Origin of the sequence: Cryobacterium sp. MDB2-A-1, assembly GCF_004402675.1 — a bacterium.
GTDB lineage: Bacteria > Actinomycetota > Actinomycetes > Actinomycetales > Microbacteriaceae > Cryobacterium > Cryobacterium glucosi.
This window is the reverse complement of the sequence record NZ_SOFK01000028.1, coordinates 88080-113480: the sequence shown is the minus strand read 5'-3', so window position 1 is coordinate 113480 and position 25401 is coordinate 88080. Positions and strand designations below refer to the sequence as shown.

23 protein-coding genes and 1 tRNA gene are annotated in these 25401 nt (G+C 67.5%); 7 read left to right on the top strand and 17 right to left on the bottom strand.

Features of this window, described 5'->3' with window-relative positions; genetic code table 11:
- Nucleotides 1-3090 carry a DUF6603 domain-containing protein gene (locus E3O39_RS09670; RefSeq protein WP_134447405.1) on the bottom strand — a complete coding sequence of 1030 codons (3090 nt, stop codon included), beginning with the start codon at nucleotides 3088-3090 and terminating at the stop codon, nucleotides 1-3.
- A gap of 308 nt (nucleotides 3091-3398) precedes the next feature.
- Here E3O39_RS09670 and E3O39_RS09665 point away from each other — a divergent pair, with 308 nt between their 5' ends.
- The gene (locus E3O39_RS09665) at nucleotides 3399-4187 is read left to right on the top strand and encodes a ParA family protein (RefSeq protein WP_134447403.1); all 789 of its coding nucleotides are present in this window, start codon (nucleotides 3399-3401) and stop codon (nucleotides 4185-4187) included.
- A 91-nt stretch (nucleotides 4188-4278) separates the two neighbouring features.
- On the opposite strand, the gene E3O39_RS09660 is transcribed toward E3O39_RS09665, so the two are convergent.
- From E3O39_RS09660 to E3O39_RS09645, 4 genes are all read right to left on the bottom strand, one after another.
- Nucleotides 4279-5277 (bottom strand): DUF5684 domain-containing protein, encoded by a 999-nt coding sequence (locus E3O39_RS09660; protein ID WP_166787300.1) that lies wholly within the window; start codon nucleotides 5275-5277, stop codon nucleotides 4279-4281.
- Between the two features lie 172 nt (nucleotides 5278-5449).
- Nucleotides 5450-5521 (bottom strand) — tRNA-Gln (locus E3O39_RS09655).
- 119 nt (nucleotides 5522-5640) lie between these two features.
- Nucleotides 5641-7191 carry a glutamate--tRNA ligase gene (gene gltX / locus E3O39_RS09650; RefSeq protein ID WP_134447399.1) on the bottom strand — a complete coding sequence of 517 codons (1551 nt, stop codon included), beginning with the start codon at nucleotides 7189-7191 and terminating at the stop codon, nucleotides 5641-5643.
- Nucleotides 7192-7271: 80 nt separating this feature from the next.
- Nucleotides 7272-8204, bottom strand: a complete 933-nt coding sequence (locus tag E3O39_RS09645) for a LysR family transcriptional regulator (protein WP_134447397.1) — start codon at nucleotides 8202-8204, stop codon at nucleotides 7272-7274.
- Between the two features lie 80 nt (nucleotides 8205-8284).
- Here E3O39_RS09645 and E3O39_RS09640 point away from each other — a divergent pair, with 80 nt between their 5' ends.
- A complete protein-coding gene (locus E3O39_RS09640; protein ID WP_134447396.1) occupies nucleotides 8285-9391 on the top strand; it encodes an aminotransferase class V-fold PLP-dependent enzyme in 1107 nt (368 codons plus the stop codon).
- A gap of 110 nt (nucleotides 9392-9501) precedes the next feature.
- Here the strand turns inward: E3O39_RS09640 and E3O39_RS09635 are convergent, their stop codons facing one another.
- Both E3O39_RS09635 and E3O39_RS09630 read right to left on the bottom strand, forming a co-directional pair.
- On the bottom strand, nucleotides 9502-10206 hold the full coding sequence (locus tag E3O39_RS09635; RefSeq protein WP_134447394.1) for a type 1 glutamine amidotransferase domain-containing protein: 705 nt from the start codon (nucleotides 10204-10206) through the stop codon (nucleotides 9502-9504).
- 57 nt (nucleotides 10207-10263) lie between these two features.
- Nucleotides 10264-11280 (bottom strand): NADP-dependent oxidoreductase, encoded by a 1017-nt coding sequence (locus E3O39_RS09630; protein ID WP_134447392.1) that lies wholly within the window; start codon nucleotides 11278-11280, stop codon nucleotides 10264-10266.
- Between the two features lie 119 nt (nucleotides 11281-11399).
- On the opposite strand from E3O39_RS09630, the gene E3O39_RS09625 reads away from it, so the two are divergent.
- On the top strand, nucleotides 11400-12005 hold the full coding sequence (locus E3O39_RS09625) for a TetR/AcrR family transcriptional regulator (protein ID WP_134447390.1): 606 nt from the start codon (nucleotides 11400-11402) through the stop codon (nucleotides 12003-12005).
- A 9-nt stretch (nucleotides 12006-12014) separates the two neighbouring features.
- Here the strand turns inward: E3O39_RS09625 and E3O39_RS09620 are convergent, their stop codons facing one another.
- The 4 genes from E3O39_RS09620 to E3O39_RS09605 all read right to left on the bottom strand — a co-directional run bounded on the left by E3O39_RS09620 (nucleotide 12015) and on the right by E3O39_RS09605 (nucleotide 16665).
- Nucleotides 12015-12779, bottom strand: a complete 765-nt coding sequence (locus E3O39_RS09620; protein WP_134447388.1) for a fumarylacetoacetate hydrolase family protein — start codon at nucleotides 12777-12779, stop codon at nucleotides 12015-12017.
- Complete coding sequence (locus E3O39_RS09615; RefSeq protein ID WP_134447386.1) at nucleotides 12776-13960, bottom strand: branched-chain amino acid aminotransferase; 1185 nt, start codon at nucleotides 13958-13960, stop codon at nucleotides 12776-12778. Before E3O39_RS09615 ends, E3O39_RS09620 begins: the two co-directional genes overlap by 4 nt.
- The gene (locus tag E3O39_RS09610) at nucleotides 13957-15039 is read right to left on the bottom strand and encodes a 3-isopropylmalate dehydrogenase (protein ID WP_134447385.1); all 1083 of its coding nucleotides are present in this window, start codon (nucleotides 15037-15039) and stop codon (nucleotides 13957-13959) included. The genes E3O39_RS09615 and E3O39_RS09610 overlap by 4 nt, the downstream gene beginning before the upstream one ends.
- Nucleotides 15040-15138: 99 nt before the next feature.
- Nucleotides 15139-16665 carry an MFS transporter gene (locus tag E3O39_RS09605; protein ID WP_241985032.1) on the bottom strand — a complete coding sequence of 509 codons (1527 nt, stop codon included), beginning with the start codon at nucleotides 16663-16665 and terminating at the stop codon, nucleotides 15139-15141.
- Between the two features lie 91 nt (nucleotides 16666-16756).
- On the opposite strand from E3O39_RS09605, the gene E3O39_RS09600 reads away from it, so the two are divergent.
- Nucleotides 16757-17350, top strand: coding sequence for a TetR/AcrR family transcriptional regulator (locus tag E3O39_RS09600; protein ID WP_134447381.1), 594 nt, complete (start codon nucleotides 16757-16759; stop codon nucleotides 17348-17350).
- Here E3O39_RS09600 and serA read toward each other — a convergent pair.
- Nucleotides 17340-18932, bottom strand: a complete 1593-nt coding sequence (gene serA, locus E3O39_RS09595; protein ID WP_134447379.1) for a phosphoglycerate dehydrogenase — start codon at nucleotides 18930-18932, stop codon at nucleotides 17340-17342. The genes E3O39_RS09600 and serA overlap by 11 nt on opposite strands.
- A 96-nt stretch (nucleotides 18933-19028) precedes the next feature.
- Here serA and E3O39_RS09590 point away from each other — a divergent pair, with 96 nt between their 5' ends.
- Nucleotides 19029-19442 carry a hypothetical protein gene (locus E3O39_RS09590; protein ID WP_134447377.1) on the top strand — a complete coding sequence of 138 codons (414 nt, stop codon included), beginning with the start codon at nucleotides 19029-19031 and terminating at the stop codon, nucleotides 19440-19442.
- A gap of 27 nt (nucleotides 19443-19469) precedes the next feature.
- On the opposite strand, the gene E3O39_RS09585 is transcribed toward E3O39_RS09590, so the two are convergent.
- The 3 genes from E3O39_RS09585 to E3O39_RS09575 are packed head-to-tail and all read right to left on the bottom strand — an operon-like array spanning nucleotide 19470 to nucleotide 21277.
- Nucleotides 19470-19874 (bottom strand): hypothetical protein, encoded by a 405-nt coding sequence (locus E3O39_RS09585; RefSeq protein WP_134447375.1) that lies wholly within the window; start codon nucleotides 19872-19874, stop codon nucleotides 19470-19472.
- Nucleotides 19871-20422 carry a DNA polymerase III subunit gamma/tau gene (locus E3O39_RS09580; protein WP_134447373.1) on the bottom strand — a complete coding sequence of 184 codons (552 nt, stop codon included), beginning with the start codon at nucleotides 20420-20422 and terminating at the stop codon, nucleotides 19871-19873. Before E3O39_RS09580 ends, E3O39_RS09585 begins: the two co-directional genes overlap by 4 nt.
- Nucleotides 20423-20431: 9 nt before the next feature.
- On the bottom strand, nucleotides 20432-21277 hold the full coding sequence (locus tag E3O39_RS09575; RefSeq protein ID WP_241975377.1) for a FadR/GntR family transcriptional regulator: 846 nt from the start codon (nucleotides 21275-21277) through the stop codon (nucleotides 20432-20434).
- A gap of 78 nt (nucleotides 21278-21355) precedes the next feature.
- Here E3O39_RS09575 and E3O39_RS09570 point away from each other — a divergent pair, with 78 nt between their 5' ends.
- Nucleotides 21356-22324 (top strand): carbon-nitrogen hydrolase family protein, encoded by a 969-nt coding sequence (locus E3O39_RS09570; protein WP_134447371.1) that lies wholly within the window; start codon nucleotides 21356-21358, stop codon nucleotides 22322-22324.
- A 9-nt stretch (nucleotides 22325-22333) separates the two neighbouring features.
- The gene (locus E3O39_RS09565) at nucleotides 22334-23704 is read left to right on the top strand and encodes an APC family permease (protein ID WP_134447369.1); all 1371 of its coding nucleotides are present in this window, start codon (nucleotides 22334-22336) and stop codon (nucleotides 23702-23704) included.
- Nucleotides 23705-23793: 89 nt separating this feature from the next.
- Here the strand turns inward: E3O39_RS09565 and ilvC are convergent, their stop codons facing one another.
- Together ilvC and ilvN are read right to left on the bottom strand one after the other, a co-directional pair.
- Nucleotides 23794-24822: a ketol-acid reductoisomerase gene (gene ilvC / locus E3O39_RS09560; protein WP_134447367.1), complete on the bottom strand. Its 1029-nt coding sequence runs from the start codon at nucleotides 24820-24822 to the stop codon at nucleotides 23794-23796.
- 65 nt (nucleotides 24823-24887) lie between these two features.
- Nucleotides 24888-25397, bottom strand: a complete 510-nt coding sequence (ilvN, locus tag E3O39_RS09555) for an acetolactate synthase small subunit (RefSeq protein ID WP_134447365.1) — start codon at nucleotides 25395-25397, stop codon at nucleotides 24888-24890.
- Between the last annotated feature and the right edge of the window lie 4 nt (nucleotides 25398-25401).

The following is a 25401-nucleotide window of genomic DNA, read 5'->3' as shown; positions in this document are numbered from 1 at the left end:
TCACCCCTTCACGATCATGCGCGTCGCAGTTGCGGCGCTCTCGGTGTTGATTGCCGCTGTCACGAGCGCGGCCTGCGTGGCGCTCAGTTCTCCGAGGCCGGCGAGCAGCGCCGCACCGGTGGCGGCATCCGCGATCCTCGACGAGCCCTTGTCGGAGACCGTGACACCGGCGTTCGGCGGAGCCGGCTGCGTGTACGGATTGCCGACCTCGCGCACAGCCCTGCCCACGTTGGTCTTCGTGGCATAGGAGTTCGCGATGGTGGCGAACGTCCCCGTGAACTCGATCATCGCCGATGGCTCGTCGGGATTGCGCACGTAGGTCTGGTACGCCACGGTCGCCGACGTCGGGGTTCCGACCTTCGGGGTGGTCGCCGCGGCGATGCGGCATCCGCCCGTCATGTCCTCGAAGCCCGAGCGGGCGAGCAGGGACTCGCCCTCGAGCGCGAAGAACTGCCCGGGGGCGAATGCCGTCCTGAGCTCGCTGACGGCGCCGACGAGCCCGGAGTCTGGGGTCGCCGTCGGAGTGCCGATGGTCACCATGTCGGCCTTCACCGATGCCGAGCCGATGCGCGCGATCTTGACGCCCAACGGCACCTGGGTCTGCGACACCTCGACTCCGGCCAGCGGATGCCCGATTCGGCCCTCGACGTCGTCGACCTCGGCCAGGGTGACCAGTTGCGCGGCGTGGTCGGGCAACTGTACTTTCCAGGCGTCGGGCTCGTTCATCGCCGCTGCGGCGATCTGGAGGGCATCGACCGTGGCGATGAGCGGCGGCGGCTTCTCACCCCACTCGACGGGACCGAGATCCTCATCGAAGGTGGGGAGGAACCAGACGTCGACCTTGATGTGCCCAGCCAGGCGGAACGGTTTGGTCCCCTCGAGCGAGCCGCGGAAGACGATCGAGCAGAGCGTGAAGCCGAGCAGCTCAACCTCGACGCCCACCTCGATGGTGATCTTGAAGGCGAAGCGCGGCGCCCAGATGAAGATCATGTCGAGCGTGAGCCAGGCCTTCGCCACGATGACGGAGAAGTCGGCGTTGAGGCGCCCATCGACGCCGAGCATGACCGAGCCCGCCGTGATGGCGAAATACGCCTTGATGACAAAACTGATCGCCTTGGACGGCGAAAGGTCGATGGTGACCCTGTCCATGTCACCGAGCTTCGGCTTGCCGCCCGTCAGCTTCTCGTACTCGGGGTGAAAGCCGCCGACCGAGAACTCGAACGCTCCGTTGCCCGACCACTGGATGTAGAGGCCGAGGTCACCCGAGATCTTGATGCCGGCCACGGTGGAGTCGCGCATGCTCGCGAACAGCAGCAGGTAGTCGGGGGTGATCGCCACGAAGACGTCGGCGCGGATGTCGGTGATCGGCGCCTCCTTTGTCGGTACTCGCACCCGCAGGGAGCCGAGAATGACGATCATCGGATCGGGAAGCGCGAGCACCACGCCGAGCTTCATCTCCACGAACTTCGCCTGCGAACCCCAGCCGAGTTCGACGATCGGGCCGAAGACGAAGCCGCCGTCCTTCGGCGGGAACACGTGCGCCACCTTCTCGAGCAGCTTGGGCGCCTCGGCGACGGGGTTGTCGGGGAACAACATCTTGTCGAGGATGTGCTCCTTCATCCCGGAGCGGAGCTCTTCGAGGTCGAGACCGCGGTTGAGCGCCAGGATGCCACCGATGCCGTTCAGAGTGAATCCCATGCTGAGGTCGATCGCCACGGGGAAACGCACGCCGATGACGAGCACGATGGAGAACGGGTCCGGCGAGAGGATGACTATGGCCGACAGGCCGAACTTGAGGATCTGAAGCTGGACGACCCCGCCGAACTCGACCCGCTTCACGTCCTGCCCGCCGACCTTGTATGTGCGCTCGACGCGTTGGATGAACCCGCCACCCGTGACGGGGCCTGCCTTCACTCGCAAGCCGATCGCATCCGGCCAGCGAGGCGAGACGGGGAGGTTGAAGACGGCCTGCTGCTCGGCCTCACCCTCGGGTGTCACCACGAAACCGGAGCCGACGATCTGCAGCCCGATGACATCCCCCAGCTTCGCGGCGATCGACGTGGTGAGTTCGAATCCGGTGACCTCCCGAGCCGGGTTGCGCACGAGCCCGAACGCCACCTCGCGCAGTTCGACCCCCGGGAACGAGAAACGCGTGGGCAGAACCGCCTTCTCATTACCGCGGCCGTCACCGATGTAGAACCCCTGTCCGGTGTCGAGCGAGACCGTCGTGAGGGTCGTGGCCTTCGGGTCTTCGGAGCCCGGCATGACCTTCGCCAGCAGGGGGTCGCTCGTGAGGCCGGGCTGCAGGATCGTGCGGAAGCGCAGACCGAGGATCGCCACATCGCCGATGAACCACTTGCCGTCGCGCTCCAGCAGGCTGGTCTTCTCCTCGGCCGTCGGGTTCGCGATCTCGCGGTCGCTGAACTGCAGGAACGCCTCGAACGTGACCTGGTCGAGCGTCATCGCGCCCAGCTTCACCTGGCCGGAGCGGAGGAATGTGGCAGCCAGGAGGAACTTTCCGTCGGTGCGGTCGAGGGCGAGGTTGTCGCCGAGCTTCTTCACCAGGTCATCGACGCCGAGCACGTTCTTCCCGAAGCTGTTCAGAAGCTTGCCGGAACCGGCGCCGAGATTCTTGAACGGTTGCGCCCACGGGTTCCAGAGATCCATCAGGCCGGAACGGATGGTCTCGTCGACGGTGCCGTCCGCCTTCTTGGCCAGCTCCTTGGCGACGATGTTGAACGCCTCGTCCATCGCGGCGAGGGCCATGCCGATGCGCACAGCGACCCTCGCGGCGGTATCGACGTTGAAGTCGTCCTTGTCGATGTCATCTGCCGACTCCTTCACCATCTTGGCGATGAGCTCGGTCTGCTTCTTGATCTTCTCGGCAATCGGTTCCACCAGGGCGACGGCGGCCTTGATGTCGGCCTTGAGCTTCTCGAAGGTCGGCTTGACGTCGCCGACGGCGCCGAAGGTGACGATCGACTCGAGGAACGGCACCGTGTCCTTGAAGGACGTGCCGCTCATGGCGCCGAGGCGTGAATTGGCGAAAGCTTCGATCCCGTTGAGGAATCCGGTTCCGATGTCGGTCATCGTGTCCCACTTTGTGTTCAGGAGCAGCGCTGGCCTGCAGTCCTGGCTTCGTGCGTCCGTCCGCAGTGCTGCGGACGTTTCGGCTCCGGGCGCGGAACGACGAGTGTGCAGACTCGAAGCGCGAGCGGAGGACGCCCGAACACAGCGGGCATCGCGAGAATTCAGTTGTTCCGGGGGTGGTCAAGTGGCGCGACGTTGCGGGAGCTGAGAACTGATCTGGGCAAGAGCATAGACCCGGGGCAGGGCGGGCGTCTAGAGCACCGTCCCTCCTCACGTCAGCACGAATGGCAACGTCGTACTATCGGAGAATGAAGGTCATCGCGGTCTACAGCACCAAGGGTGGGGTCGGCAAGACAACGACGGCCGTGAACCTCGCATGGGAAGCATCCCGGAACTCGCGTGTTCTGCTCTGGGACCTCGACCCGCAGGGAGCCGCGACCTTCGTTCTCAACGTCAAGCCCAAGGTCAAGGGCGGCGTGAACTCGCTCGTCACGGGCAGGACAGATGCAACGGCATCCGTTCGGGCCACGGCATACGAGCGACTCGACGTGCTGCCCGCCGATGACAGCTACCGTGACCTCGACCTCGTGCTCGACGCCGCGAAGAAATCGACACATCGTCTCGGGCGCATACTCGAGTCGGTCGCCAGAGAATATGACGTCGTCGTGCTCGACTGCCCTCCGGGATCGTCCCTCGTCGCAGAGAACGCCCTCCGCGCAGCCGATGTCGTGGTCGTTCCGCTGATTCCGTCCCCGCTCTCCCTGCGGTCGCTCGACCAGGTGGTCTCGATCGTCACGGAGTCCGCGAAGTCCACACCCATCCTGGCGTTCCTTACGATGGTCGATCGGCGCAAGACCGGGCACCGAGTCGCAGCCGAATCATTGCACGGCGCCCGACCGGAGGTGCTTGCGATCAGCGTGCCCGCGACCGTCGTGGTCGAACGGATGGGTGCCGAACGAGCCCCGGTCGCAGCCTTCGCCCCGAACACGACTGCCGCCCGCGCCTACAAGGACCTCTGGACCGCAGTCGCCGCAGCGGTGCATCTCACGAAGCCGGCCACAAAGCCCACGAAGAAGAGCCACCCCAAGGCCCATTGACACGCGACCCTGCCGGGAGGCTGTATTCGACCGCTATCCCGTGGTCTGGCGCTCTGGCCGCAGGAAACGGGTCTGCAGGGATGCCCAGGGGCTAGAACTGGGCCGGTCGAGAGGCCGAGCCATAGCCTTCGAGGGGAGGCGGGTAGCCGTGCATCGCGAGCAGCTCCGGCGCGTACTGCTCGTCACGGCCGCCAAGGATGATCGCCCAGACGAACGGCAGGAACATGCCGAGCACGAGCATCCCGGAGTCTTTTCGGAACGCGATCCCAATGCGGTACATGCCGATGTAGACGAACACGGAGGAAACCACATTGCCGCCGGGCACAAGCCCCAGCCACACCCAATTGCCGCTCTGACCGCCGAGCCGCAGCAGCGTCCACGTCTGCAGGAAGGGAACCCACGCCTTCCAGGAGGGTATTCCCGTCTTGCGGAACAGTGTCGCGAGCGACGCAGCAAGGAGGAGGTAGCCCGCGAGGAACGACACGAACACGATTCCCGCGGTCGCGGTGAGGACCACGCCCAGTGCCGGTGTGAGAGCGCCCAGATCGAAGCGGCTGAAAGGCCCCTGGCTCGCGAGCGTGGCCAGCGGCGCCGAGAGCGCGCGATCGTTCGCATCGATCGCGAGACAGGCGACAAACCGGTCTCCGACGGCCCACTCCTCCTCCGTCGGATTGAACCAGATGTACGTCAGCCAGCTGGGCACGCCGGAATCGAAAGCTGCACCGCAGCGAGATTCACCGACCGAATTCAGCTGAGCCGTCGACGGGTAGTCGCCGGCAGGGAAGGTGAACGTGTTGTACACCTCGCTGCCGTGCGGGGAACCGCAGTCAAGGATGTCGACCGTGTCGTAGACGACTGTATTCGCGGAGATGTCCGTGCACTGTCCTGGCGTGAGCTGGCTGAACGGTTCCGTGTCGACGACCAGAGAACCGTGTAGATCGGGAGCACCGGGCGCCCCGCTGCCCCCTGCAGATGACTGCGGCCACGCGCATCCCGAAAGGGCCAGAAGCGCGAGCACACCGATCATCCCGCCGAGGACTGCTCGTCGTGCCACAAGTGCGGGCCGCAGCGGGCCGGAGCGTGTCGTCATCGACATGATCCTATGGGCGCGACGAACAATGATCCGGGCACCGATTGTCCGGCGTGTCGCCGAGCCCAGACTGGCGAGAGGTTGTGGCACCCACAGCGGCACTTGTGGCGAAAAAACCTGTGCCTGGAAACAAAAGAACCCCTGGTTTCCGCGGAAACTCAGGGGTTTTAAGCTGGGGTACCTGGACTCGAACCAAGAACAACTGAACCAGAATCAGTCGTGTTGCCAATTACACCATACCCCATTGGCCGTTGGCCTCTCCGAAGATCGGCCGACTCGTAACTCTAACCCACAGAGCGGATGCTGGCCAAACTGAGCGCCACATCGGCGGGTTGCGAGCCCCGAATCATCGGTTCACGCCCGTCAGCTCGCGACCACCGGCGAGCTCGCCGCGTCAGCGGCCACGACCGCAGAGAGCACTCCGAGCCGCGCGAGCGACTCGCCTCGGCCGAGGATCTCCATCGACTCGAACAGCGGCGGCGACACCTTCCGGCCCGAGATCGCGACGCGCAACGGCCCGAACGCGACCCGCGGCTTGAGCCCGAGCCCCTCGATGAGCGCAGCGGTGAGCGCCTCGTGCACCCGGTCGTGGGTCCACTCGGCCTCGGGAATGCTCTCGAGGGTCGTGACGGACGCCGCGAGGATCTCGGCGGCATTCTTCGGGAGGCTCGCGAGGGCATCCGCCTCGTGCACGAGCGCGTCGCTCGTGACGAACAGGAACCCGAGCATGCCCGGCGCCTCGCCGAGCAGCGCGATGCGCTCCTGGATCAGCGGCGCCGCGGCCGTGAGCACGGCCTGGCGGGCGTCGCCCAGCGGCAGGTCGACGACTCCGGCGGAGACGAGGTAGGGCACGATACGCGCGGCGAAGTCAGCTGGCTCGAGCAGGCGGATGTGGTCACCGTTGATCGACTCGGCCTTCTTGAGGTCGAAGCGCGCCGGGTTCGGGTTGACGTTCTCCACGTCGAAGGCGGCGACGAGCTCGTCGACGCTGAAGACGTCCTGGTCCTTGGAGAGTGACCAGCCGAGCAGTGAGAGGTAGTTGAGCAGCCCCTCGGGGATGAAGCCGCGCTCGCGGTGCAGGAACAGGTTCGACTCGGGGTCGCGCTTGGAGAGCTTCTTGTTCTTGTCGCCCATCACGTAGGGCAGGTGGCCGAAGCGCGGCACGAAGGTCGTCAGGCCGATCTCGATCAGCGCGTGGTACAGCGCGATCTGGCGGGGCGTCGAGGACAGCAGGTCCTCGCCGCGCAGCACGTGGGTGACGCCCATCAACGCGTCGTCGACCGGGTTGACGAAGGGGTAGAGCGGATGCCCGTTGGGGCGCACCACGACGAAGTCGCTGAACGAGCCGGCCGGGAAGGTGATCTCGCCGCGGACGAGGTCGTCGAAGCTGATGTCGGTGTCCGGCACCTTGAGCCGCAGCGCGGGGGCGCGGCCCTCGGCACGGTAGGCGGCGCGCTGCTCCTCGGTGAGGTCGCGCTCGAAGTTGTCGTAGCCCTGCTTGGGGTCGCGGCCGAGGGAGACGTTGCGCGCCTCGATCTCCTCGCCGGTCGCGAAGCTCTCGTAAATGTGGCCAGAGGCCTTGAGCTGCTCGACGACGTCCCGGTAGATGTCGTAGCGCTCGGACTGGCGGTACGGCCCGTGCGGTCCCCCGGCGTCGACGCCCTCGTCCCAGTCGAGCTTCAGCCAGCGCAGCGCGTCCTTGAGCTGCAGGTAGCTTTCCTCGCTGTCGCGGGCGGGGTCGGTGTCCTCGATCCGGAAGATGAAGGTGCCGCCGGTGTGCCGCGCGTAGGCCCAGTTGAACATGGCCGTGCGAACGAGACCCACGTGCGGGGTTCCGGTCGGTGAGGGGCAGAACCGTACGCGAACATCCGTGCCGGTCGCGGTGGAAAATGGGTACACAGTGGTCTCAGACATCGGTATCGAGTCTACTTGGCGCGTCGATCACGCGGTGGGTGCACGCGGGGACAGGTGCGTGCCTGCGTGCGTGCGGGGCACTATCGGGCGGATACGGTGAGCGATGCGAGTGCGCGGAGGGTCTCCCCCAGCGCCGGCACGCCAATGGCCCCGTCAGCGGTGACGGCATGGAGCGTGCGATACTCTCCCGGCCGGGTCGGACGGATCAGCACTCCCGACCGAGCGCCGACGGAGTCGATCGCGAGCGTCGGCAGCACGGCGACGCCGATGCCGGCGCCGACCATGCCGAAGACCGCGGCGACATTGTCGGTCTCGTAGGAGATGTCCGGAACGAACCCGCGCCGTTCGCAGAGCTCGAGCAGGTGCCCGCGGCAGCGCGGGCAGCCGCCGATCCAGCGCTCGCCCGCGAGATCGCCGAGGTCGATCGACTCCGCATCGCCGAACCGGTGGCCGGCCGGAACCACGAGCAGCACCTCGTCCCGTCCGAGCGTCGTGACCGAGAGCCCCTCCGCACTGTCCCGGTGCGGGTCGACGAGGTCGCCGGGGTAGCTGAACGTGATCGCGAGGTCGACGCGGTTCTCGCGCACGAGGGCGACGGCCTCGGGTGGTTCGGCTTCGACATAGGTGATCGACAGCCCCGGATGCCGCCTCCCCAGGTCGGCGAGCAGGCGCGGCACGATCGTCGCGGACGCAGAGGGAAAGGCCGCAACCCGCACCAGGCCGGCCCGGAGACCCTGGAGTTCGGCGAGGTCACCTGCGGCGGCGTTGAGGGCTCCGGTCACGGTACGGGCGTGCCGGGCGAGCAACCGGCCGGCCTCGGTGAGACGCACACCCCGGCCGACCCGCTCCACCAGGGCGAGTCCCACCCGCAGCTCGAGGCGCTTGAGTTGCTGGCTGACCGCGGGCTGGCTGTAGCCGAGGGCGCGGGCCGCTGCCGTGATCGAACCGTGCTCGGCGAGAGCCTGAACGATGCGCAGCGAATGGGAGTCGAGGGCGGAATCGGCGAGAGGCATCCTCAAGGATAACGCTGGGTTATGGTTTCTATCACTCACTGGCGATTGTCGAATGAGTGCGAGCGGCGGATGCTGGAGGAATGACCAGCCCAGCCTCCCCCGACACGACCCGCTCGCGAATCGACGGTCCGCTACAGGGCATCCGCGCAGCCCGGGCGCAGTTCCCCGGCGGGCGCGGGTACCTCGCCGCCTGCACGCTCGGGCTGCCGACGGCCGGAACGGTCGCGGCCCTTCGCGCAGACCTCGACGCCTGGGCGAGCGGCTCTGCCTCGGCCGCAGGGTACGCCGCGCTCGTCGAACGGGTGCGTGCCGTCTACGCGCGGCTCGTGATGGTACCGGTGAGCCGGGTGGCAATCGGTTCCCAGGCTTCCGTGCTCGCGGGCCTCGTGGCCGCGAGCGTTCCGGACGGGGCGGAGGTGCTCTGCGTCGACGGCGACTTCAGCTCGATGGTCTTCCCGTTCCTGAACCAGGCCCACCGCGGCGTCACTGTGCGACACGTTCCGCTCGCGGACCTGGCCGAGAGCATCACGGGTAACACCTGGTTGGTCTCCTGGTCACTCGTCCAGTCCGCGACGGGCACTGTCGCCGAGACGACGGCGATCATCGCCGCTGCGCGCCGTCACGGGACCTTCACCCTGTGCGACACCTCACAGGCAGCCGGGTGGATGCCGGTGGACGCCTCGGTCTTCGACGCCACGATCTGCCACGCTTACAAGTGGTTGTGCGCGCCGCGCGGCGTGGCTTTCCTCACGATTGCCGAGGGGTTCGGCTCCGTCGTGCGCCCGGCCCAGGCCGGCTGGTACGCCGGCGAGGACGTCTGGGGCTCCTGTTACGGGCCGGGAATGCGGCTCGCGGCCGACGCCCGTCGTTTCGACGTGTCGCCGGCGTGGCAAGCCTGGGTCGGTGCGGAACCCGCCCTCGAGTTCTTCGGCACACTCGACCTGGCCGAGGTGCGACGGTACGACGTGGGCCTCGCCGACGCCTTCCGCGCCGGACTCGGCATCGACCCGACCGAACAGACCGGCCAGGCCACCGTGACGTGGGCGGATGCCGCGGGCACCGACCTCGCGCGCCTCACGGCGGCCGGACTCACGGCATCCGGTCGGGCGGGCCGCGCTCGCGTGGCCTTCCACCTCTGGAACGATGCCGACGACGTTCAGGACGCGCTCCGCGCCCTCGGCCGCTGACGCCGCAGCCGCTGACAACGCGACCGCCGGCACCGCGTGAGGTGTCGCAGATCGAGGTTCGCGGGCCTCCGGAACCTCGATCTGCGACACCTCAGGCGCGCGTGCTTCTACTACTTTGCAGCGACGACGGCGATGATCCGGGCCGCGAGCTCGCCGGAGGATGCCGGGTTCTGACCGGTGTACAGGTTACGGTCGACTTCGATGTGCGCGGTGAACGGCGCCGCCTCGACGAAGTCCGCGCCGAGGTCCACCAGGCGGGTCTGCACGAGCCAGGGCGCCTTGGGCGCCAGTCCCCCGATGACCTCTTCCTCGTTCGTGAACCCGGTCATGCGATAACCGGTGAACGGCCAGCTGCCGTCCGCGCGCTTCGCGGCGAGGAGCGCGGCAGGGGCGTGGCACAACACGGCCAGGATACGGTCGGTGTCGAGCGCCTCGGTCATGAGCGCGCCGGACGTCGCGTCGACAGCGAGGTCCTCCATCGGGCCGTGGCCACCGGGGTAGAAGACCACGTCGTAGTCGGCGACATCGATGTCGTCGATGCTGCGCGGGGCGTCGAGCTCCTCGCCGATCGACCCGAGGTAGGCGATGATCTCGGCGGCCCGGTCCTCCCCGCCCGCGGCCTGGGGGGTGAGGCTGCCGCGGTCGATCGTGGGCGCGACCCCGCCGGGAGTCGCGATGGTGATGGACCATCCGGCCTCGCTGAATCGCCGGTGCGGTTCCGCGAGCTCCTCCGCCCAGTACCCGGTCGGGTGCAGGGTGCCGTCATTGAGGGTCCAGTGGTCAGCGGCGCTGACGACGAAGAGTACGTGGGCCATGATTCTCCAATGTTCAAAAATGGGTGGATGCGTGTCGTGGAGCGGGATCGAGTCGGCTCAGACGGTCGTGCGCACGACCATCTTGCCGGTGTTCTCTCCGCGCATGAGGCCCAGGAAGGCCTCGACCGCGTTGTCGATCCCGTCGACGACGGTCTCGTCGAAGACGACGGCGCCGCTCGTCAGCCATCCGGACATCTCGGTCGAGAACGCGCCGAAGTGCTGCAGGTAGTTGCCGACCGTGAACCCCTTCAGGGTGAGCCCGCGGGTCACGATGTTCGACATGTTGCGGGGTCCCGCGGATGCCTCGGTCGTGTTGTAGAGGGAGATCGCGCCGCAGAGTGCAGCGCGTCCGCCGTCCTTGAAGGCGCCGAGGGCGGCCTCGAGGTGCTCTCCCCCGACGTTGTCGAAGTACACGTCGATGCCATCGGGTGCGGCGAGGGCGAGCTGGCCGGCGATGTCGCCGTCCTTGTAGTTGAAGGCGGCGTCGAAGCCGTACTTGCTCGTGAGCAGCGCAACCTTCTCGGGCGTGCCTGCGGAACCGACAACGCGGCCGGCACCCTTGAGGCGGGCGATCTGGCCGACCATGCTGCCGACGGCCCCGGCTGCGCCCGAGACGAAGACCGTGTCGCCGGGCTTCATGCCCGCGATGTCGAGGAGGCCGACGTAGGCGGTGAGAGCGGTCATCCCGAGCACGCCGAGGTAGGCGGAGAGCGGAACGCCGGGCAGTTCGGGCACGACGCGGAAGCCCGCGGCGGGGGCCTGCACGAGGTCGCGCCAGCCGTACTGGTGCACGACGACGTCGCCGACGGACACTCCGTCGGCGGCAGATGCGACGACCCGGCCGACCGCGCCACCGGTCATGGTCTCGTCGAGTGCGTAGGGCGGCGAATAGCTCTTCACATCGTTCATCCGGCCGCGCATATAGGGGTCGACGGACACGAACTCGTTGGCGACGCGGATCTCGCCGGGCGCGAGCTCCGGCAGGTCGACGTGGACCGTGCGGAAGTCGGCCGCCGTCGGCCATCCGACGGGGCGTGCGGCGAGCTGGATCTGGGTGCTGGTATTCGCTGTCATGGGTGACTCCTGAACTTCTCTGTGCCGAACGTGGGGCTCGGAACGTTTTTGTACCGACTGGTTTACTATATGCTGAATCGAACGGTACACAAAAACCCGACCACTGACTGGAGACCGAGATGGGCCGCACGCCGAGCTTTGACGCTCCCGTCGTCGTGACCGCGGCACGCGACCTGTTCTGGGACCGCGGCTTCGAGGCGGCGTCCCTCGCCGACCTCGAGCGGGTCACCGGGCTCAACAGGTCGAGCCTGTACCACGCGTTCGGAAGCAAACGCGGGCTCTTCGACGCCGCGGTCGCGGACTACCTCGAGACGGTCATCCGCCCGCGCCTGCGCCCGCTGCTCGCCGAATCGGCCGGCCGTGCCGCCCTGCTCGCGTACTACGGCGACCTGAGCCTGGCCGTCGCCTCCCTGCCCGACGATTCACCGCGCCGGGGCTGCCTGCTCGTCAACTGTGCAGCGGGACTCGCCGGCCACGACGACCCCGCCAGGAAGGTCGTCGACGACTACCGCGCCGAGCTCACGGCGGCACTCCGCAACGCCCTCGCGGGAGCGGCGGCCGAGATCGCTCCGGGCACGGATGCCGGGGCCGCTGTCCTCGACGAACGCGCCCGCACGCTCGCCGCCTTGTCGATGAGCGTCATGCTGCTCGCCCGGGTGAACCGGGACGAGTCGCTCGCACTCCTCGCCACGGCCGCGGACCAGGTCCGGTCCTGGCACCCCTGATCTATTGCTCTAGAGGCGCTTGACCGGGTTCGTCAGGATGCCGATGCCCGGGATCTCGATCTGCACGGCGTCGCCGTCGTGGACCTTTTCGGCGCGGTCAGGGGCGCCGGTGAGGATCACATCGCCCGGCAGGAGCGTGAAGACGCTCGAGACGAACGCGACGACCTCGGCGACCGAATGCTTGTAGAGCGCAGCCGTCCCCTTCTGGAACTTCTCGCCGTTGACCCGACCGGTCAGGTGCAGGCTCGTCCAGTCGTACTCGGTGTCGATCACGGGGCCGAGCGGGCAGAACGAGTCGAAGCTCTTGGCGCGGGCGAGCTGCCCGTCGCGCTCGAGGAGATCGCGCGCCGTCACGTCGTTCGCAATCGTGTACCCGAAGATGACGTCTTCGGCGTTCTCGACCGTCACGTTCTTCGCGATCTTGCCGATCACGATCGCGAGTTCGCCCTCGACGCGCACGTCGTGGGACTGCGCCGGGAGGAAGATCGGGTCGTCCGGCCCGATCACCGAGGTGTTCGGTTTGAGGAAGAAGAGGGGCTCGCGCGGTTCGGCGTGCTCGCGTTCTTCGTCGTCGGAGAAGAACGCATGCGCCATGCCCACGATCTTGGAGCGCGGGATCACGGGCGCGAGCAGCTTCACGTCGCGCAGGGCGATCCGGTCGCCGGTCGGGTCGTACCCGGCGAACATCGGGTCGCCCTTGAGTACGACGAGCTCATCGTCGTCGACGATGCCGAAGGCGATGATTCCGCCCTGGCTGAACCGCGCGACCTTCACGCCTGGTCCGCGGGTACGTCGAGGCGGGTGAGCCAGCCGTGCCGGTCGGGCAGCAGCCCGTACTGGATGTCGGTCAGCTCCTGGCGGAGCGCCATCGTGATCGTGCCGGCCGGCGCATCCGCATCGCCGATGGCCAGGCCGCCCGGTCCCTTGAGCTGTGAGATCGGGGTGACCACGGCGGCGGTGCCGCACGCGAAGACCTCGGTGATGGCACCGGATGCGATTCCGTCGCGCCAGTCGTCGAGGGTCACGTCGCGCTCCTCGACAGTCAGTCCCCGGTCACGAGCGAGCTGGATGATGCTGTCGCGCGTGACACCCTCGAGGATGGTGCCGGTCAGTCGCGGGGTGACGAGCGTGTCGGTGCCGTACACGAAGAAGACGTTCATCCCACCGAGCTCGTCGATGTGCGAACCGGTTTCCCCGTCGAGGAAGAGTACCTGGGCGCAGTCGTTGTCGTATGCCTGCATCTGCGGCAGGAGCGAGGCGGCGTAGTTGCCACCGCACTTCGCGGCCCCGGTTCCGCCGCGGCCGGCACGGGCGTATTCGGTCGAAAGCCAGATCTTGATCGGGGCGACGCCGTTGGCGAAGTAGGCGCCCGCAGGGCTCGCGATGACGTAATAGCCGACCTTGTGGGCGGCGCGCACACCGAGGAAGCTTTCGTTGGCGATCATGAACGGTCGCAGGTAGAGACTCGTCTCATGGTCCGACGGCACCCAATCGCCGTCCACGGCGATCATCTGCCGGATCGATTCGATGAAATCGCTCTCGGAGAGCTCCGGCAGGGCGAGCCTGCGTGCCGAACGCTGGAGCCGGTCGGCGTTCTTCTCCGGGCGGAAGGTCCAGATGGAGCCGTCGGCGTGGCGGTAGGCCTTGAGCCCCTCGAAGATCTCCTGGCCGTAGTGCAGCACCGAAGAGGCCGGGTCGAGCTGCAACGGGCCGTACGGGATGACCCGGGCATCGTGCCAGCCCTCCTCGACGGTCCAATCGATCGAGACCATGTGATCGGTGAACTTTTTGCCGAAACCGGGGTCGGCGAGGATCTCCTCACGCTCGGCCCTCGTGCGCGCCATCGTGGACGGCGTCAGGCTGAAGGTCAGCGGGAAGGCGCCCGTGGTCGCGGCGTCGGTCGTGGTGCCTGTGGTGGTCTCGGTGGTGGTGTCGCTCAGTGCTGCCTGGCTCATTGGAGTCCCTTGTCTGTCATTCGAGTCACGATGGCGTCGCCCACCGCGCTGGTACCGCGCGACGCCGTGAATGCCCCATTTTCCGTACGGGCCGCGATATCGGCGACCACCGCGTCCCGGACCCGGGCCGCGGCATCCGTCAGGCCCAGGTGATCGAGCAGGAGGGCGACGGAAAGGATGGCGGCCGTCGGGTCCGCAAGCTGCTTGCCCGCAATGTCGGGGGCCGAACCGTGCACCGGTTCGAACATGCTCGGGAACCGGCCGTCCGGGTTGATGTTCCCGGATGCTGCCAGGCCGATGCCGCCGCTGATTGCGGCCGCCAGGTCGGTGAGGATGTCGCCGAAGAGGTTATCCGTGACGATGACATCAAATCTACTCGGATTTGAGACGAGGAAAATCGTCGCAGCATCCACGTGCAGGTAGTCCACCGTCACGTCGGGGTATTCGGCGGCGACGGTCGTCACGATCCGCTGCCACAGGCCGCCGGCGAAGACGAGCACGTTGGTCTTGTGCACGAGGGTCAGGTGTTTGGCCGCGCGGCCCCTGGCGACCTCGAAGGCGTAGCGTACGACGCGTTCGACGCCGAAGGCCGTGTTGACCGAGACCTCGTTGGCGACCTCGTGCGCGGTGCCCTGGCGGATGGCGCCGCCGTTGCCGACGTACGGCCCTTCGGTGCCCTCGCGCACGACGACGAAGTCGACGTTGCCGGGAGCCGCGAGCGGGCTCGGCACACCGGGGAACAGCACGCTCGGTCGCAGGTTGACGTAGTGGTCGAGCGAGAAGCGCAGCCTGAGCAGCAGGCCCCGCTCGATGTTCGCGTTCGCGAGGCGCGGGTCGCCGGGCACTCCCCCGACGGCGCCGAGCAGGATGGCGTCGTGGGCGGCGATCGCCCCGAGGTCATCATCGGTGAGCACGTCGCCCGTCTCGAGGAACCGGGTCGCGCCGAGCGAGAACCAGGTCAGCGCGAATTCGACGTCGTCGGCCACTGTCGCTGCGCCGAGCACCTTGACGGCCTCGGCGACGACTTCGGGTCCGATCCCGTCTCCGGGAATGACGGCGAGCTTGATCTGACGGGACATGGGACTCCTGGGGGCTCGGATTGCTGTACCCAAACCCTACTGCGACGCGTCAGGTCGGGTGATCCCCGCGTCTTCGTCACTCCCGGAATCGACGCCGGCTCACCGCGCCGAGCGCAGTGCGACCCAGGCGACCATGGCCGCTACGACCACGAGTCCGGCTCCGATCCAGGCGGTGGGACCGATTCCGGTGAGGAAGGCCTCCCGCGCAGACTCCAGCAGCATCCGGCCGGCTCCTGCCGGCAGCTCGGCCGCAACGGCGACGGCCCCGCCGAGGGTCTCCCCCGCCGCGGCCCGTTGTCCGGCGCCGAGCCCATCAGGCAGCACCACCGCGGAGCGGTATGCCGAGGTGAGGATGCTGCCCAGGACCGTGGTGCCGAGAACCGCGCCCAGTTCGTATGCGGTTTCCCCGACAGCGGATGCAGCGCCCATCTTCTCCGGCGGTGCGCTCGCCACGATCAATTCGTTCGACACCGTCTCGGCAGCCCCGATCCCGATCCCGAGGGCGACGAAGGCGACGGCCACACCGGCAGGGCCGAATCCGGCTCCGCCGATCGCGAATGCCGTGTACCCGGCCGCAGAGAACAGCAGCCCGGCCGGGATCACGATCGACGGCCGGATCCGCCTGGCGATCGGGACGACGATCAATCCGGCCAGGATCATCGCCACCAGGCCGGGCACGAGTACCAGGCCGGCAGCGAGGGGCTCCAGGCCGAGGACGAGCTGGAGGTATTGCGAGACGAAGAACAGTCCGCCGACGAGCGCGACGACGCTCAGGAAGTTGACCCCGACCGCGCCGCTGAACGAACCGCGACGGAAGAGTGCGAGGTCGAGCATCGGCTCATGGAGACGCCGCTGCCGATGGGCGAAGAGGATGCCGGCAACCAGTCCCACTGCGATCGACACGGTTCCGGCGACGCCGAACCCGGAGTCGGCGAGCGTCTTGATGCCGAAGACGATCGGGAACATCGTCAGGAGCGAGAGCAGGATGCTCGGCACATCGATCGCACCCGGGTTCGGATCCCGGGATTCCGGCACGATCAGCGGCGCCACCACGAGCAAGGGCAGCAACAGCGGGACCGCGAGCAGGAAGACGGATCCCCATTCCCCGTTCTCGAGGATGAGTCCGCCGACAACGGGGCCGAGTGCGCTGCCGGCCGCGAAGCCGCTCGCCCAGATGGCGATGGCGAGGCGGCGCTCATTGCGTTCCGTGAAGACGGACCGCAGGAGTGCGAGCGTGGGCGGCATCAGCATGGCCCCGAACACGCCCAGTGCAGCACGGTCGAGGATGAGCCATTCGATGCTCGGCGCGAAGGAGGCGATCACCGACATCGCTCCGAAGCCGGCGGAGCCGATCAGCAGCAGTCGGCGCCGGCCGATCCGGTCGCCGAGGCTGCCCATCGAGACCAGCAGCCCCGCGAGTACGAGGGGGTAGATGTCGATCACCCAGAGCAGCTGGGTGCCGCTCGGGCTGAGGGCCTCGGAGATCTGCGGCAGGGCAAGGTTCAGCACGGTGTTGTCGATCGAAACGAGCAGCACCGGCAGCATCAGCACCGCAAGGGCCCACCAGCGGCGCACGGGCGCGGCGCCGGGTTGGACGGGGATCCGGGGGCGGGTCGGGGTTGACACGGTGCAACAACTTTCCGGGCAGGGGACGGGTGGACCCGTCGCAGAAGGGGGACGGCACAAAACTATACCGTCCAGACGGTACAGTAGCACCATGACACCCTCGCCCGTCCAGCCCCCGCTCCGGTCAGCCGACTATTCCCCGACCCGGGACCGGGTCCTCGACGCGTTCACCGGGCTCCTCATCGACCAGGGCGAACGTGCGGCCACCCTCGAGGGTGTCGCCGCGGCGGCCGGCCTGTCGAAGGGCGGGCTGCTCTACCATTTCGGGTCGAAGGAGGCCCTGGTCCGGGGACTGCTCACCCGGCTCGAGGAGCTCGTGGCCGACGACATCGTACGCATCCGCTCTGCGGCGGCCGGACCCGTTGACTACCTGATCCGGACCTCGATGAGCGAGGGCACTCCCCTGGACCGCACCATCGCGGGAGCCGTGCGCCTGGCGCAGGGATCGCATCCGCTGGCCAACACGGCCGTTGTCTCAATGCGGCGCCAGTGGCTGGCCGTGATCGAGGAGACCGTCGGGGATCCGGACGTCGCAGAGGCGATCATGTTGATCAGTGACGGACTGTACTTCGGTTCCACCATCACGAGCGCGGCCTATCCCGCCGCCGACGTGGTGTCGGCGGCGAGACTGGACCGGTTGCTCGCCGTGATCGGTCGAATGACCGACCGGACCGCTACTCCGTGATGGCGATTTCGACCATCACGTCGGCCGAGATCGCGTCGCGCACGGTGGCGAGCAGGCTCGCCGAGACGGGTGAGTCGACGGTCAGCACGCTCAGCGCCTTGCCGCCGGCCTCGTGGCGGGCGATCTGCATGCCCGCGATGTTGATCTGGGCGTCGCCGAACTCGCGGCCGTAGACGGCGACGATTCCGGGGCGGTCGGTGTAGACCATCACGATCAGGTGCTCGGCGAAGGTGACCTCGACGTCGTACCCGTTGATCTCGACGATCTTCTCGATCTGCTTCGTGCCGGTCAGGGTGCCGGAGACGGAAACCTGTGAGCCGTCTGCGAGGGCGCCACGAATCTGGATGACGTTGCGGTACTCCGGCGATTCCTTGTCGGTGAGCAGGCGGACCGCGATGCCACGCTGCTCGGCGAGCAGCGGCGCGTTCACGTAGGAGACGGTCTCGCTCACGACGTTCGTGAAGATGCCCTTGAGTGCCGCAAGGCGCAGCACGCTCACGTCGTAGTCGGCGAGCTCGCCGCGCACGTCGATGTCCACGCTTGTGAGCGGGCGCTGTGCGGTGAGGCCGGAGAAGACCTGGCCGAGCTTCTCGACGAGCGGGATGCCGGGGCGCACGTAGGGGTCGATGACGCCGCCGGCGACGTTGACCGCGTCCGGCACGAGTTCGCCGGAGAGGGCGAGGCGCACCGACTTCGCGACGGAGACGCCGGCCTTCTCCTGGGCTTCGTCGGTCGATGCACCGAGGTGCGGGGTGGTGATCAGGTTTTCCAGGCCGAGGAGCTTCGACCCGGTCGGGGGCTCAGACACGAACACGTCGAGGCCGGCCCCGGCGATGGTGCCGGCAGTCAGGGCGTCGTAGAGGTCGTCTTCGTCGATGAGGCCGCCTCGGGCGACGTTGATCACGAACGCGGTCGGCTTCATGAGCTTGAACTGCGCGGCTCCGATCATGCCGGTCGTCTCCGCCGTCTTCGGCATGTGGATGGTCACGAAGTCGGACTGCGCGAGGAGTTCTTCGAGAGTCACGGGCACAACGCCGAGCTGCTGCGCACGGGCGGAGGTGATGTACGGGTCGAACGCGATGATCTTCGTGCCGAAGGCCTGCATTCGAGCGGCGATGAGGGCGCCGATACGGCCGAGGCCGATGATGCCGACGGTCTTTTCGTACAGTTCGACACCGGTGTACTTGGAGCGCTTCCACTGCCCCTCTGCGAGGGCGCCACTCGCGGCGGGGATGTGACGGGCGAGGCTAATAATGTGACCGACGGTCAGTTCTGCGGCAGAGATAATGTTCGAGGTCGGTGCATTGACGACCATGACGCCTGCGGCCGTCGCAGCCTTAATGTCCACGTTGTCGAGTCCGACACCGGCGCGGGCGATCACCTTGAGCAGGGGTGCAGCCGCGATAGCCTCGGCGTCGACCTTCGTCGCGGAGCGCACGAGCACGGCGTCGGCCGTTGCGAGCGCGGCGAGCAGGGCCGGCCGGTCCGTGCCATCGACAGTGCGGACCTCGAAGTCGGGTCCGAGTGCATCGACGGTTGCGGGTGATAATTCTTCAGCGATAAGAACGACTGGTTTTGACACGAAAACAGAACCTCCGATAGCAGCAGCAATTGTGGCTCGCGCCGCGACCGTGGGGCGCCAGTATTGGGTCGAGTCTATCGGCCGTAATATTCCCCAATGAGCACTGTTACGTTGGACTCCCTCCAGTTCGTCCTGCGCTGCCTTCTGGCCGTCTTCTTCTTCGGCGCGGGGATCACCCACTTCATCCCGGTGGTCCAGCGCACGATGGCTGCCATGATCCCGCCGGGACTCCGCTTCACGGGATTCTTCGGCGCGCGTGGCCCCGTCGTCCTGGTGATCTTCACGGGCGTCTGCGAGATGCTCGGCGGCCTCGGCCTGCTCTGGCCGCCGACCACCGGAGTCACCGGAGTCACCGGAGTCATGCTCGTGATCTTCCTGATCGCGGTCTTCCCGGCCAACGCGTTCGCCGCCCGCGACCCGCTGCGCTTCGGCCGGGCCGCGATCCCGCTCCGGACCCGGGTCATCGAGCAGGTCGCGCTCATCGCCCTCGTCGTGCTGGCGATTCTCTGAGCCTGCGATCCCGGTCCGACGCCTCGATCAGACGATCAGGCTGCCGAGTCCGAACTGGTAGATATCGAGGGCGAGGGCGGATGCGAGGGCCAGGCCGACGAGGAACAGGGCGGCCTGCGCGTACAGCGGCCTGCCCCGTCCGATCCGGGCGGCGAGCAGGAAGATCAGGATCGGCAGGAGTACCCCGGCGATCAGGATTCCCCAGCCGAACCCGCTGAGCTGGGTGTCGAGGGACCCGGCGGCGAGGTTGAGGCCGATCAGGTTCCCGAGGGCCGCCCAGACATCCCAGGCGTAGAACAGTCCGACGAAGACGGCGACGACCAGGAACGGCCAGGAAGGCCTGCGGCGCTGTGGTGCGGCGACGGTCTCGGTCGAACCGGTGCCGGACGCATCGGGACCGGACGGGTTCGGGAGTGCGACGGGCTCGCTCATGCGACGGCCCCTCCGCTCACGAGGAGCGGGAGCGGAGCGAGCAGCACGACGCCGAGGAGCAGCCAGAGGATTCGTCCGCGCGGCCGGGTCGGGGTCAGCCAGAGCGTCACCGCGAACCACGCGACGGGGGCCGCGACGGCGAGCCAGGTTCCGAGGCTGAACATGAAGCTCGCGAGAGCGTCGCCGAGCGGATTGTCGATCCGGCTCACGCCGATGAACCAGCCGATCGTGAAGAGCAGGTAGATGCCGCCGAACACCCCGAGGGAGATGAGGGTGAATGAACTCATCGGCGAGCGTTCCGAGTTGCGGGCCGCGGCATCCGCTTCGATCGCAGCGGTCGGGCCCTTGACGCTCCAGCCGTCCGGCAAAGCGGCGTAGACCGGAGCGCTGGCCGGTGCGGAGGCAACGGGGTCTGACTCGACCGGCGTGCGCGAGTTCTCGCGGGCGTCGGCGTCCTCCGACCGGGTTTGCAGGGTGGGATCGTCGTCGCCGGCCCAGCCGAGCGCGTCGTCGTCGCGCGGATTTCCGCCGCGTGGTGCTGAAGTCATAGGGCCAGATTAGCCGTCGGAGTGCGGCGCCGCGTCAGGCAGCGGGTCAGGAGACCTGGAGGGGGGCGTGGCGGTGACCGCTGTCGGGGCATCGTTCGGTGGCTGCGGCAGCCCCATGAACATGGTGTGGTGCAGGGCCTCGACGTGCGCGCGGGCGATGCGCACGGCATCCACAGGGTCGGAGCGGCGGAGCGCGGCAACGAGGTCGGCGTGGTCGTCGTTGACCCCGTGCAGGAAGGAGATCGGATAGGGCAGGAAGTATCGGTAGAGGGCGGCGAGGGCGGCACGGTAGAGGGGAAGAGCGAAGTCGAGGCCGCTCGCGACGGCGACTCCGACGTGGAAGCTCTCGTCGGCCAGGTGGTACTCGGTCCAGCTTCTGGCCTCCCGCATCCGGGTGATCTGCAGGTCGAGGACGGCGAGGTCGGATTCCGTCGCGGCGAGCGCGGCGTGGTGCACGACGGCGCACTCGAGGAGCACCCGTCGGTCGATGAGATCGTGTACTTCGGCGGCGTCTGCGAGATAGCTGCGGATCTCGGCGACGGCCGAGTGGGCGGGGACGTCGGCGACAAAGGTTCCGCCGCCTCGGCCCCTGCGGCGCACGAGCACGCCGTCGTCCGCGAGGCTTTCGAGCGCTCGCCGGGCCGTGATCGGGCTGACGGCGAGAGCCTCCGCAACGTCGTCGACGGGCGGCACTCGTTCGCCCGGCAGCAGCAGGCCGAGGTCGACGGCGAGGGCGAGCCGGGCCCGCACGGTGTCGATGGCCGCGAGGCGGGTGATCCCGGTGACGGCGGCGGCGGTCAGGGCCGCGAGGCCCGATGGCGCCGCTTCAGTGTCGCCCGGTATCGATGTGGTCACGACACCACAATAATCGACACGAAACGCGCCGGTAATGTTCAAAATGATCTAATTTAGGAGAACTCGGAAGGACGAAGGATGAGAACCCTGAAAGTGGCCGCCGTGCAGGCGGCTCCCCAGCTGATCGGAGCCGCGATCGAGCCGTTCGCCGCCGAGCTGCGGTCCGTGCTTGCCGGAGCCCCCGATGCCGACGTGGTGGTGTTTCCCGAGTTGCATCTCTTCGGCTCCCCCGCGGACCGCGGCGACGTCACGTCAGAACCTGAGTCGGCCGACGCACGGAACGCGAGCCTCAGGGCATCCGCCCAGCCCCTCGACGGCCCGCTCGGCGATTCCCTCGGAGCGCTCGCCAGGGAGGCAGGCATCTGGCTCGTTCCGGGGAGCGTGTGCGAACTCGGCCAGAACGGGGAACTCTTCAACACGGCCGTGGTGTACGCCCCGACGGGGGAACGCGTGGCCTCATACCGCAAGATGTTTCCCTGGCGGCCGTTCGAACCGTACGATCCCGGCGACCGGTTCGTCGTCTTCGATGTGCCCGGTGTCGGGCGGCTCGGCCTCTCCATCTGTTATGACGCCTGGTTCCCCGAGGTGACCAGGCATCTCGCGTGGCTCGGTGCAGAGGTGGTACTGAACCTCGTGAAGACGACGACGGACGACCGCGCCCAGGAGCTCGTGCTCGCCCGCGCCAACTCGATCGTGAACCAGGTCTTCACCGTGAGCGTCAATTGCGCAGGTCCCGTCGGCCGGGGTCGGAGCATCGTCGTCGACCCGGAGGGCCACGTCCTCGACGAGAGCGCTGACACCAACTCCGACGTGCTTCTGACCACCATCGACCTCGACCACGTGACCCGGGTGCGAGTGCAGGGAACCGCGGGTACCAACCGACCGTGGGCGCAATTCGCCGACACGGATGCCCCGATCGAGCTCCCCCTGTACGGCGGCCGGATCTCTCCTTCCAGCTGGCAGCCCCAGTCCTGGTCCCCGACCTCTCCAGCCCCGCTGATCTCAGTAGTAGCCCCCTCAGTTCGCCCCGCCACCCCAACCCAGTAAGGACGACCCATGGTTACGCCAACGCACCCCAGTCCCACCCTCACTCGTTCTCTCACGCTCTCCTCTGTCGTAATCTTCGGCCTCGCCTATATGACGCCGATCATCGTGCTCGGGATCTTCGGCATCGTCGCCGAGGTCACCGGCGGCGCCACGCCCGCCGCCTACCTCGTGGCCCTCGTCGCGATGCTCTTCACCGCATCGAGCTATGGGCGGATGGCCGCCGCGTACCCGGTCGCGGGGTCGGCATACAGCTACGTGCGCCGCGCGATCGACTCCCGCGTCGGTTTCCTCGTCGGCTGGGCCGTCCTTCTCGACTATCTCTTCCTGCCGATGGTGATCTGGCTGATCGGTGGCGCGTACCTCGGCGCTCAATTCCCCGACGTGCCCGGGTGGATCTGGATCCTCGGGTTCATCCTCGCGACGACCGCGCTCAACATCATCGGGATCCGGGTGGCACAGAAGGCGAACTACATCCTGATGGCCTTCCAGGTGCTCGTGATCGTGCTCTTCGTGGCCCTCTCGATCGGCTCCGTCCTCACGAACTCCGGCCCGCTTGCCCTCTTCAGCTCCACGCCGTTCTTCAACGACACGGCGAGCCTCACCGGCATCTCCGCAGGGGCCGCGATCGCCGCATACTCCTTCCTCGGTTTCGACGCCGTCACGACGCTGACAGAGGAGACGATCAACCCGCGGAAGAACATGCCGCGCGCGATCATGCTCATCGCCCTGATCGGCGGAGCGATCTTCATCGTCGTGGCGTACACGACGACACTCGTCCAGCCGGGCGGCGTCTTCGAGAACGTGTCGTCCGCCGCCTTCGACATCGCTCTCACCATAGGCGGCAACGTGTTCGGCGCGATCTTCATCGCCGGGCTCGTGCTCGGCCAGTTCGCCTCCGGGCTCGCCGCCCAGGCCGGAGGAGCCCGTCTTCTCTACGCGATGGGCCGCGATGGCGTCCTCCCCCGCCGAATCTTCGGCACCATCAGCGAGCGCTACCGCACGCCCGTGATCAGCATCATCATCACAGGAGCCGTCGGCCTCATCGCCCTGTTCCTCGACGTGGCAACCTCGACATCGTTCATCAACTTCGGCGCCTTCACCGCGTTCACGTTCGTGAACCTCGCCGTGATCGCCTTCTTCATCCGCGAGCGCAGGGCCGGCCGGCACCACAACGTGTGGCTGTACGTGGTCGTGCCCGCGATCGGAGCCGTCATCGATGCATGGCTGCTCACCAAGCTCGACGTGAACGCGATCACGCTCGGCCTCACCTGGCTCGGCGTGGGCGTCGTCGTGCTCGCCATCCTGACCAGGGGCTTCCGGATTTCGCCGCCCGACCTGGCCTTCGAGGAGGCTGAAGAGGCCGTCCTCACCGAGCACTGACCCTGCGGGGCGTTACGACGAACGGCGGGGCTCCTCGGGTAGAGGGGCCCCGCCGTTCATGGTGCGGTGCGTCGTGCGCGATGCGGTGGTTAGCGGGCGGCTTCGCCGTCGACGTAGTCGTCGTCGTTCGAGGCGTTCCACGCGAAGAGCTTGCGCAGCTCGCGGCCGGTGGCCTCGATCGGGTGCTCTTCGCCCTTCTTGCGGAGAGCGAGGAACTCGGGTGCTCCGGCGTCCTGGTCGGCGATGAAACGCTCGGCGAACGCGCCGCTCTGGATGTCGGCGAGAACGGCCTTCATGTTCTCCTTGACGTGCGGGTCGATCACGCGCGGGCCGGAGACGTAGTCGCCGTATTCCGCGGTGTCGGAGACGCTCCAGCGCTGCTTGGCGATGCCGCCCTCCCACATCAGGTCGACGATGAGCTTGAGCTCGTGCAGCACCTCGAAGTAGGCGACCTGCGGCTGGTAACCGGCCTCGGTCAGGGTCTCGAAGCCGTACTGGATGAGCTGCGAGACGCCGCCGCAGAGCACGGCCTGCTCGCCGAACAGGTCGGTCTCGGTCTCTTCGGTGAAGGTGGTCTTGATGCCGGCGGCACGGAGCCCGCCGATCGCCTTCGCGTAGCTGAGAGTCAGCGGCCAGGCATTGCCGGTCGCATCCTTCTCGACGGCGACGATGACGGGTACGCCACGGCCGGCCTCGAATTCGCGACGCACGGTGTGGCCGGGCCCCTTGGGGGCGACCATGACGACGTCGACGCCCTCCGGTGCGGTGATGTAGCCGAAGCGGATGTTGAACCCGTGTCCGAAGACGAGCGCCTTTCCGGCCGCGAGGTTCGGAAGCACGTCAGCGGCGTAGAGGTGACGCTGCACCTGGTCGGGCGCGAGGATGACGATGACGTCGGCCCACTTGGCTGCCTCGGCGGTGCTGAGGACGGTGAAGCCGACCTCTTCGGCCTTGGCCTTCGACTTCGAGCCATCCTTCAGGCCGATGACGACCTCGACACCCGAGTCGCGGAGGTTCTGGGCATGCGCGTGTCCCTGCGAGCCGTAACCGATGACGGCTACCTTCTTGCCCTGGATGATCGACAGGTCAGCGTCTTTGTCGTAGTAAATCTCAGACACGAGTGGTTATCTCCTAGTTGTTTGGTGAAGAAAGGTCGGTGAAGAAAGGGGGTGAGGGGCGGACGCTAGCTCTTGAACACGCGTTCGGTGATCGATTTGGACCCGCGGCCGATGGCGAGCAGTCCGGACTGTGCGATTTCCTTGATCCCGTAGGGCTCGAGCACGCGCAGCAGCGCCTGGGTCTTGCCGGAATCCCCGGTCACCTCGATCACGACGGAGTCAGGGGCGACGTCGACGACCCGCGCACGGAACAGCGTGACGGCTTCGAGCACCTGGGACCTCGTCGTGTTGTCCGCACGCACCTTGACCAGCAGGTGCTCGCGCTGCACGGACTGCGCGGGGTCGAGCTCGACGATCTTGATCACGTTGATCAGCTTGTTGAGCTGCTTCGTGACCTGCTCGAGCGGGAGGTCCTCGACGTCGACGAGGATGGTGATCCGCGACAGGCCGGGGATCTCGGTGTGGCCGACCGCGAGGCTTTCGATGTTGAAGCCGCGCCGGGCGAAGAGGCCGGCGACGCGGGTCAGCAGGCCGGGCTTGTCCTCGACGAGGAGGCTCAGGACATGGGAACTCATGGGC

Coding starts and splice junctions, on each gene's coding strand:
- E3O39_RS09640 (WP_134447396.1), top strand. CDS start 8,285: ATGACCAGCCCAGCCTCCCCCGACACGACCCGCTCGCGAATCGACGGT.
- E3O39_RS09645 (WP_134447397.1), bottom strand. CDS start 8,204: ATGCCTCTCGCCGATTCCGCCCTCGACTCCCATTCGCTGCGCATCGTT.
- E3O39_RS09665 (WP_134447403.1), top strand. CDS start 3,399: ATGAAGGTCATCGCGGTCTACAGCACCAAGGGTGGGGTCGGCAAGACA.
- E3O39_RS09590 (WP_134447377.1), top strand. CDS start 19,029: ATGAGCACTGTTACGTTGGACTCCCTCCAGTTCGTCCTGCGCTGCCTT.
- ilvN (WP_134447365.1), bottom strand. CDS start 25,397: ATGAGTTCCCATGTCCTGAGCCTCCTCGTCGAGGACAAGCCCGGCCTG.
- E3O39_RS09570 (WP_134447371.1), top strand. CDS start 21,356: ATGAGAACCCTGAAAGTGGCCGCCGTGCAGGCGGCTCCCCAGCTGATC.
- E3O39_RS09625 (WP_134447390.1), top strand. CDS start 11,400: ATGGGCCGCACGCCGAGCTTTGACGCTCCCGTCGTCGTGACCGCGGCA.
- E3O39_RS09580 (WP_134447373.1), bottom strand. CDS start 20,422: ATGACTTCAGCACCACGCGGCGGAAATCCGCGCGACGACGACGCGCTC.
- E3O39_RS09670 (WP_134447405.1), bottom strand. CDS start 3,090: ATGACCGACATCGGAACCGGATTCCTCAACGGGATCGAAGCTTTCGCC.
- E3O39_RS09610 (WP_134447385.1), bottom strand. CDS start 15,039: ATGTCCCGTCAGATCAAGCTCGCCGTCATTCCCGGAGACGGGATCGGA.
- E3O39_RS09660 (WP_166787300.1), bottom strand. CDS start 5,277: ATGACGACACGCTCCGGCCCGCTGCGGCCCGCACTTGTGGCACGACGA.
- E3O39_RS09600 (WP_134447381.1), top strand. CDS start 16,757: ATGACACCCTCGCCCGTCCAGCCCCCGCTCCGGTCAGCCGACTATTCC.
- E3O39_RS09635 (WP_134447394.1), bottom strand. CDS start 10,206: ATGGCCCACGTACTCTTCGTCGTCAGCGCCGCTGACCACTGGACCCTC.
- gltX (WP_134447399.1), bottom strand. CDS start 7,191: ATGTCTGAGACCACTGTGTACCCATTTTCCACCGCGACCGGCACGGAT.
- E3O39_RS09565 (WP_134447369.1), top strand. CDS start 22,334: ATGGTTACGCCAACGCACCCCAGTCCCACCCTCACTCGTTCTCTCACG.
- E3O39_RS09630 (WP_134447392.1), bottom strand. CDS start 11,280: ATGACAGCGAATACCAGCACCCAGATCCAGCTCGCCGCACGCCCCGTC.
- E3O39_RS09585 (WP_134447375.1), bottom strand. CDS start 19,874: ATGAGCGAGCCCGTCGCACTCCCGAACCCGTCCGGTCCCGATGCGTCC.
- E3O39_RS09615 (WP_134447386.1), bottom strand. CDS start 13,960: ATGAGCCAGGCAGCACTGAGCGACACCACCACCGAGACCACCACAGGC.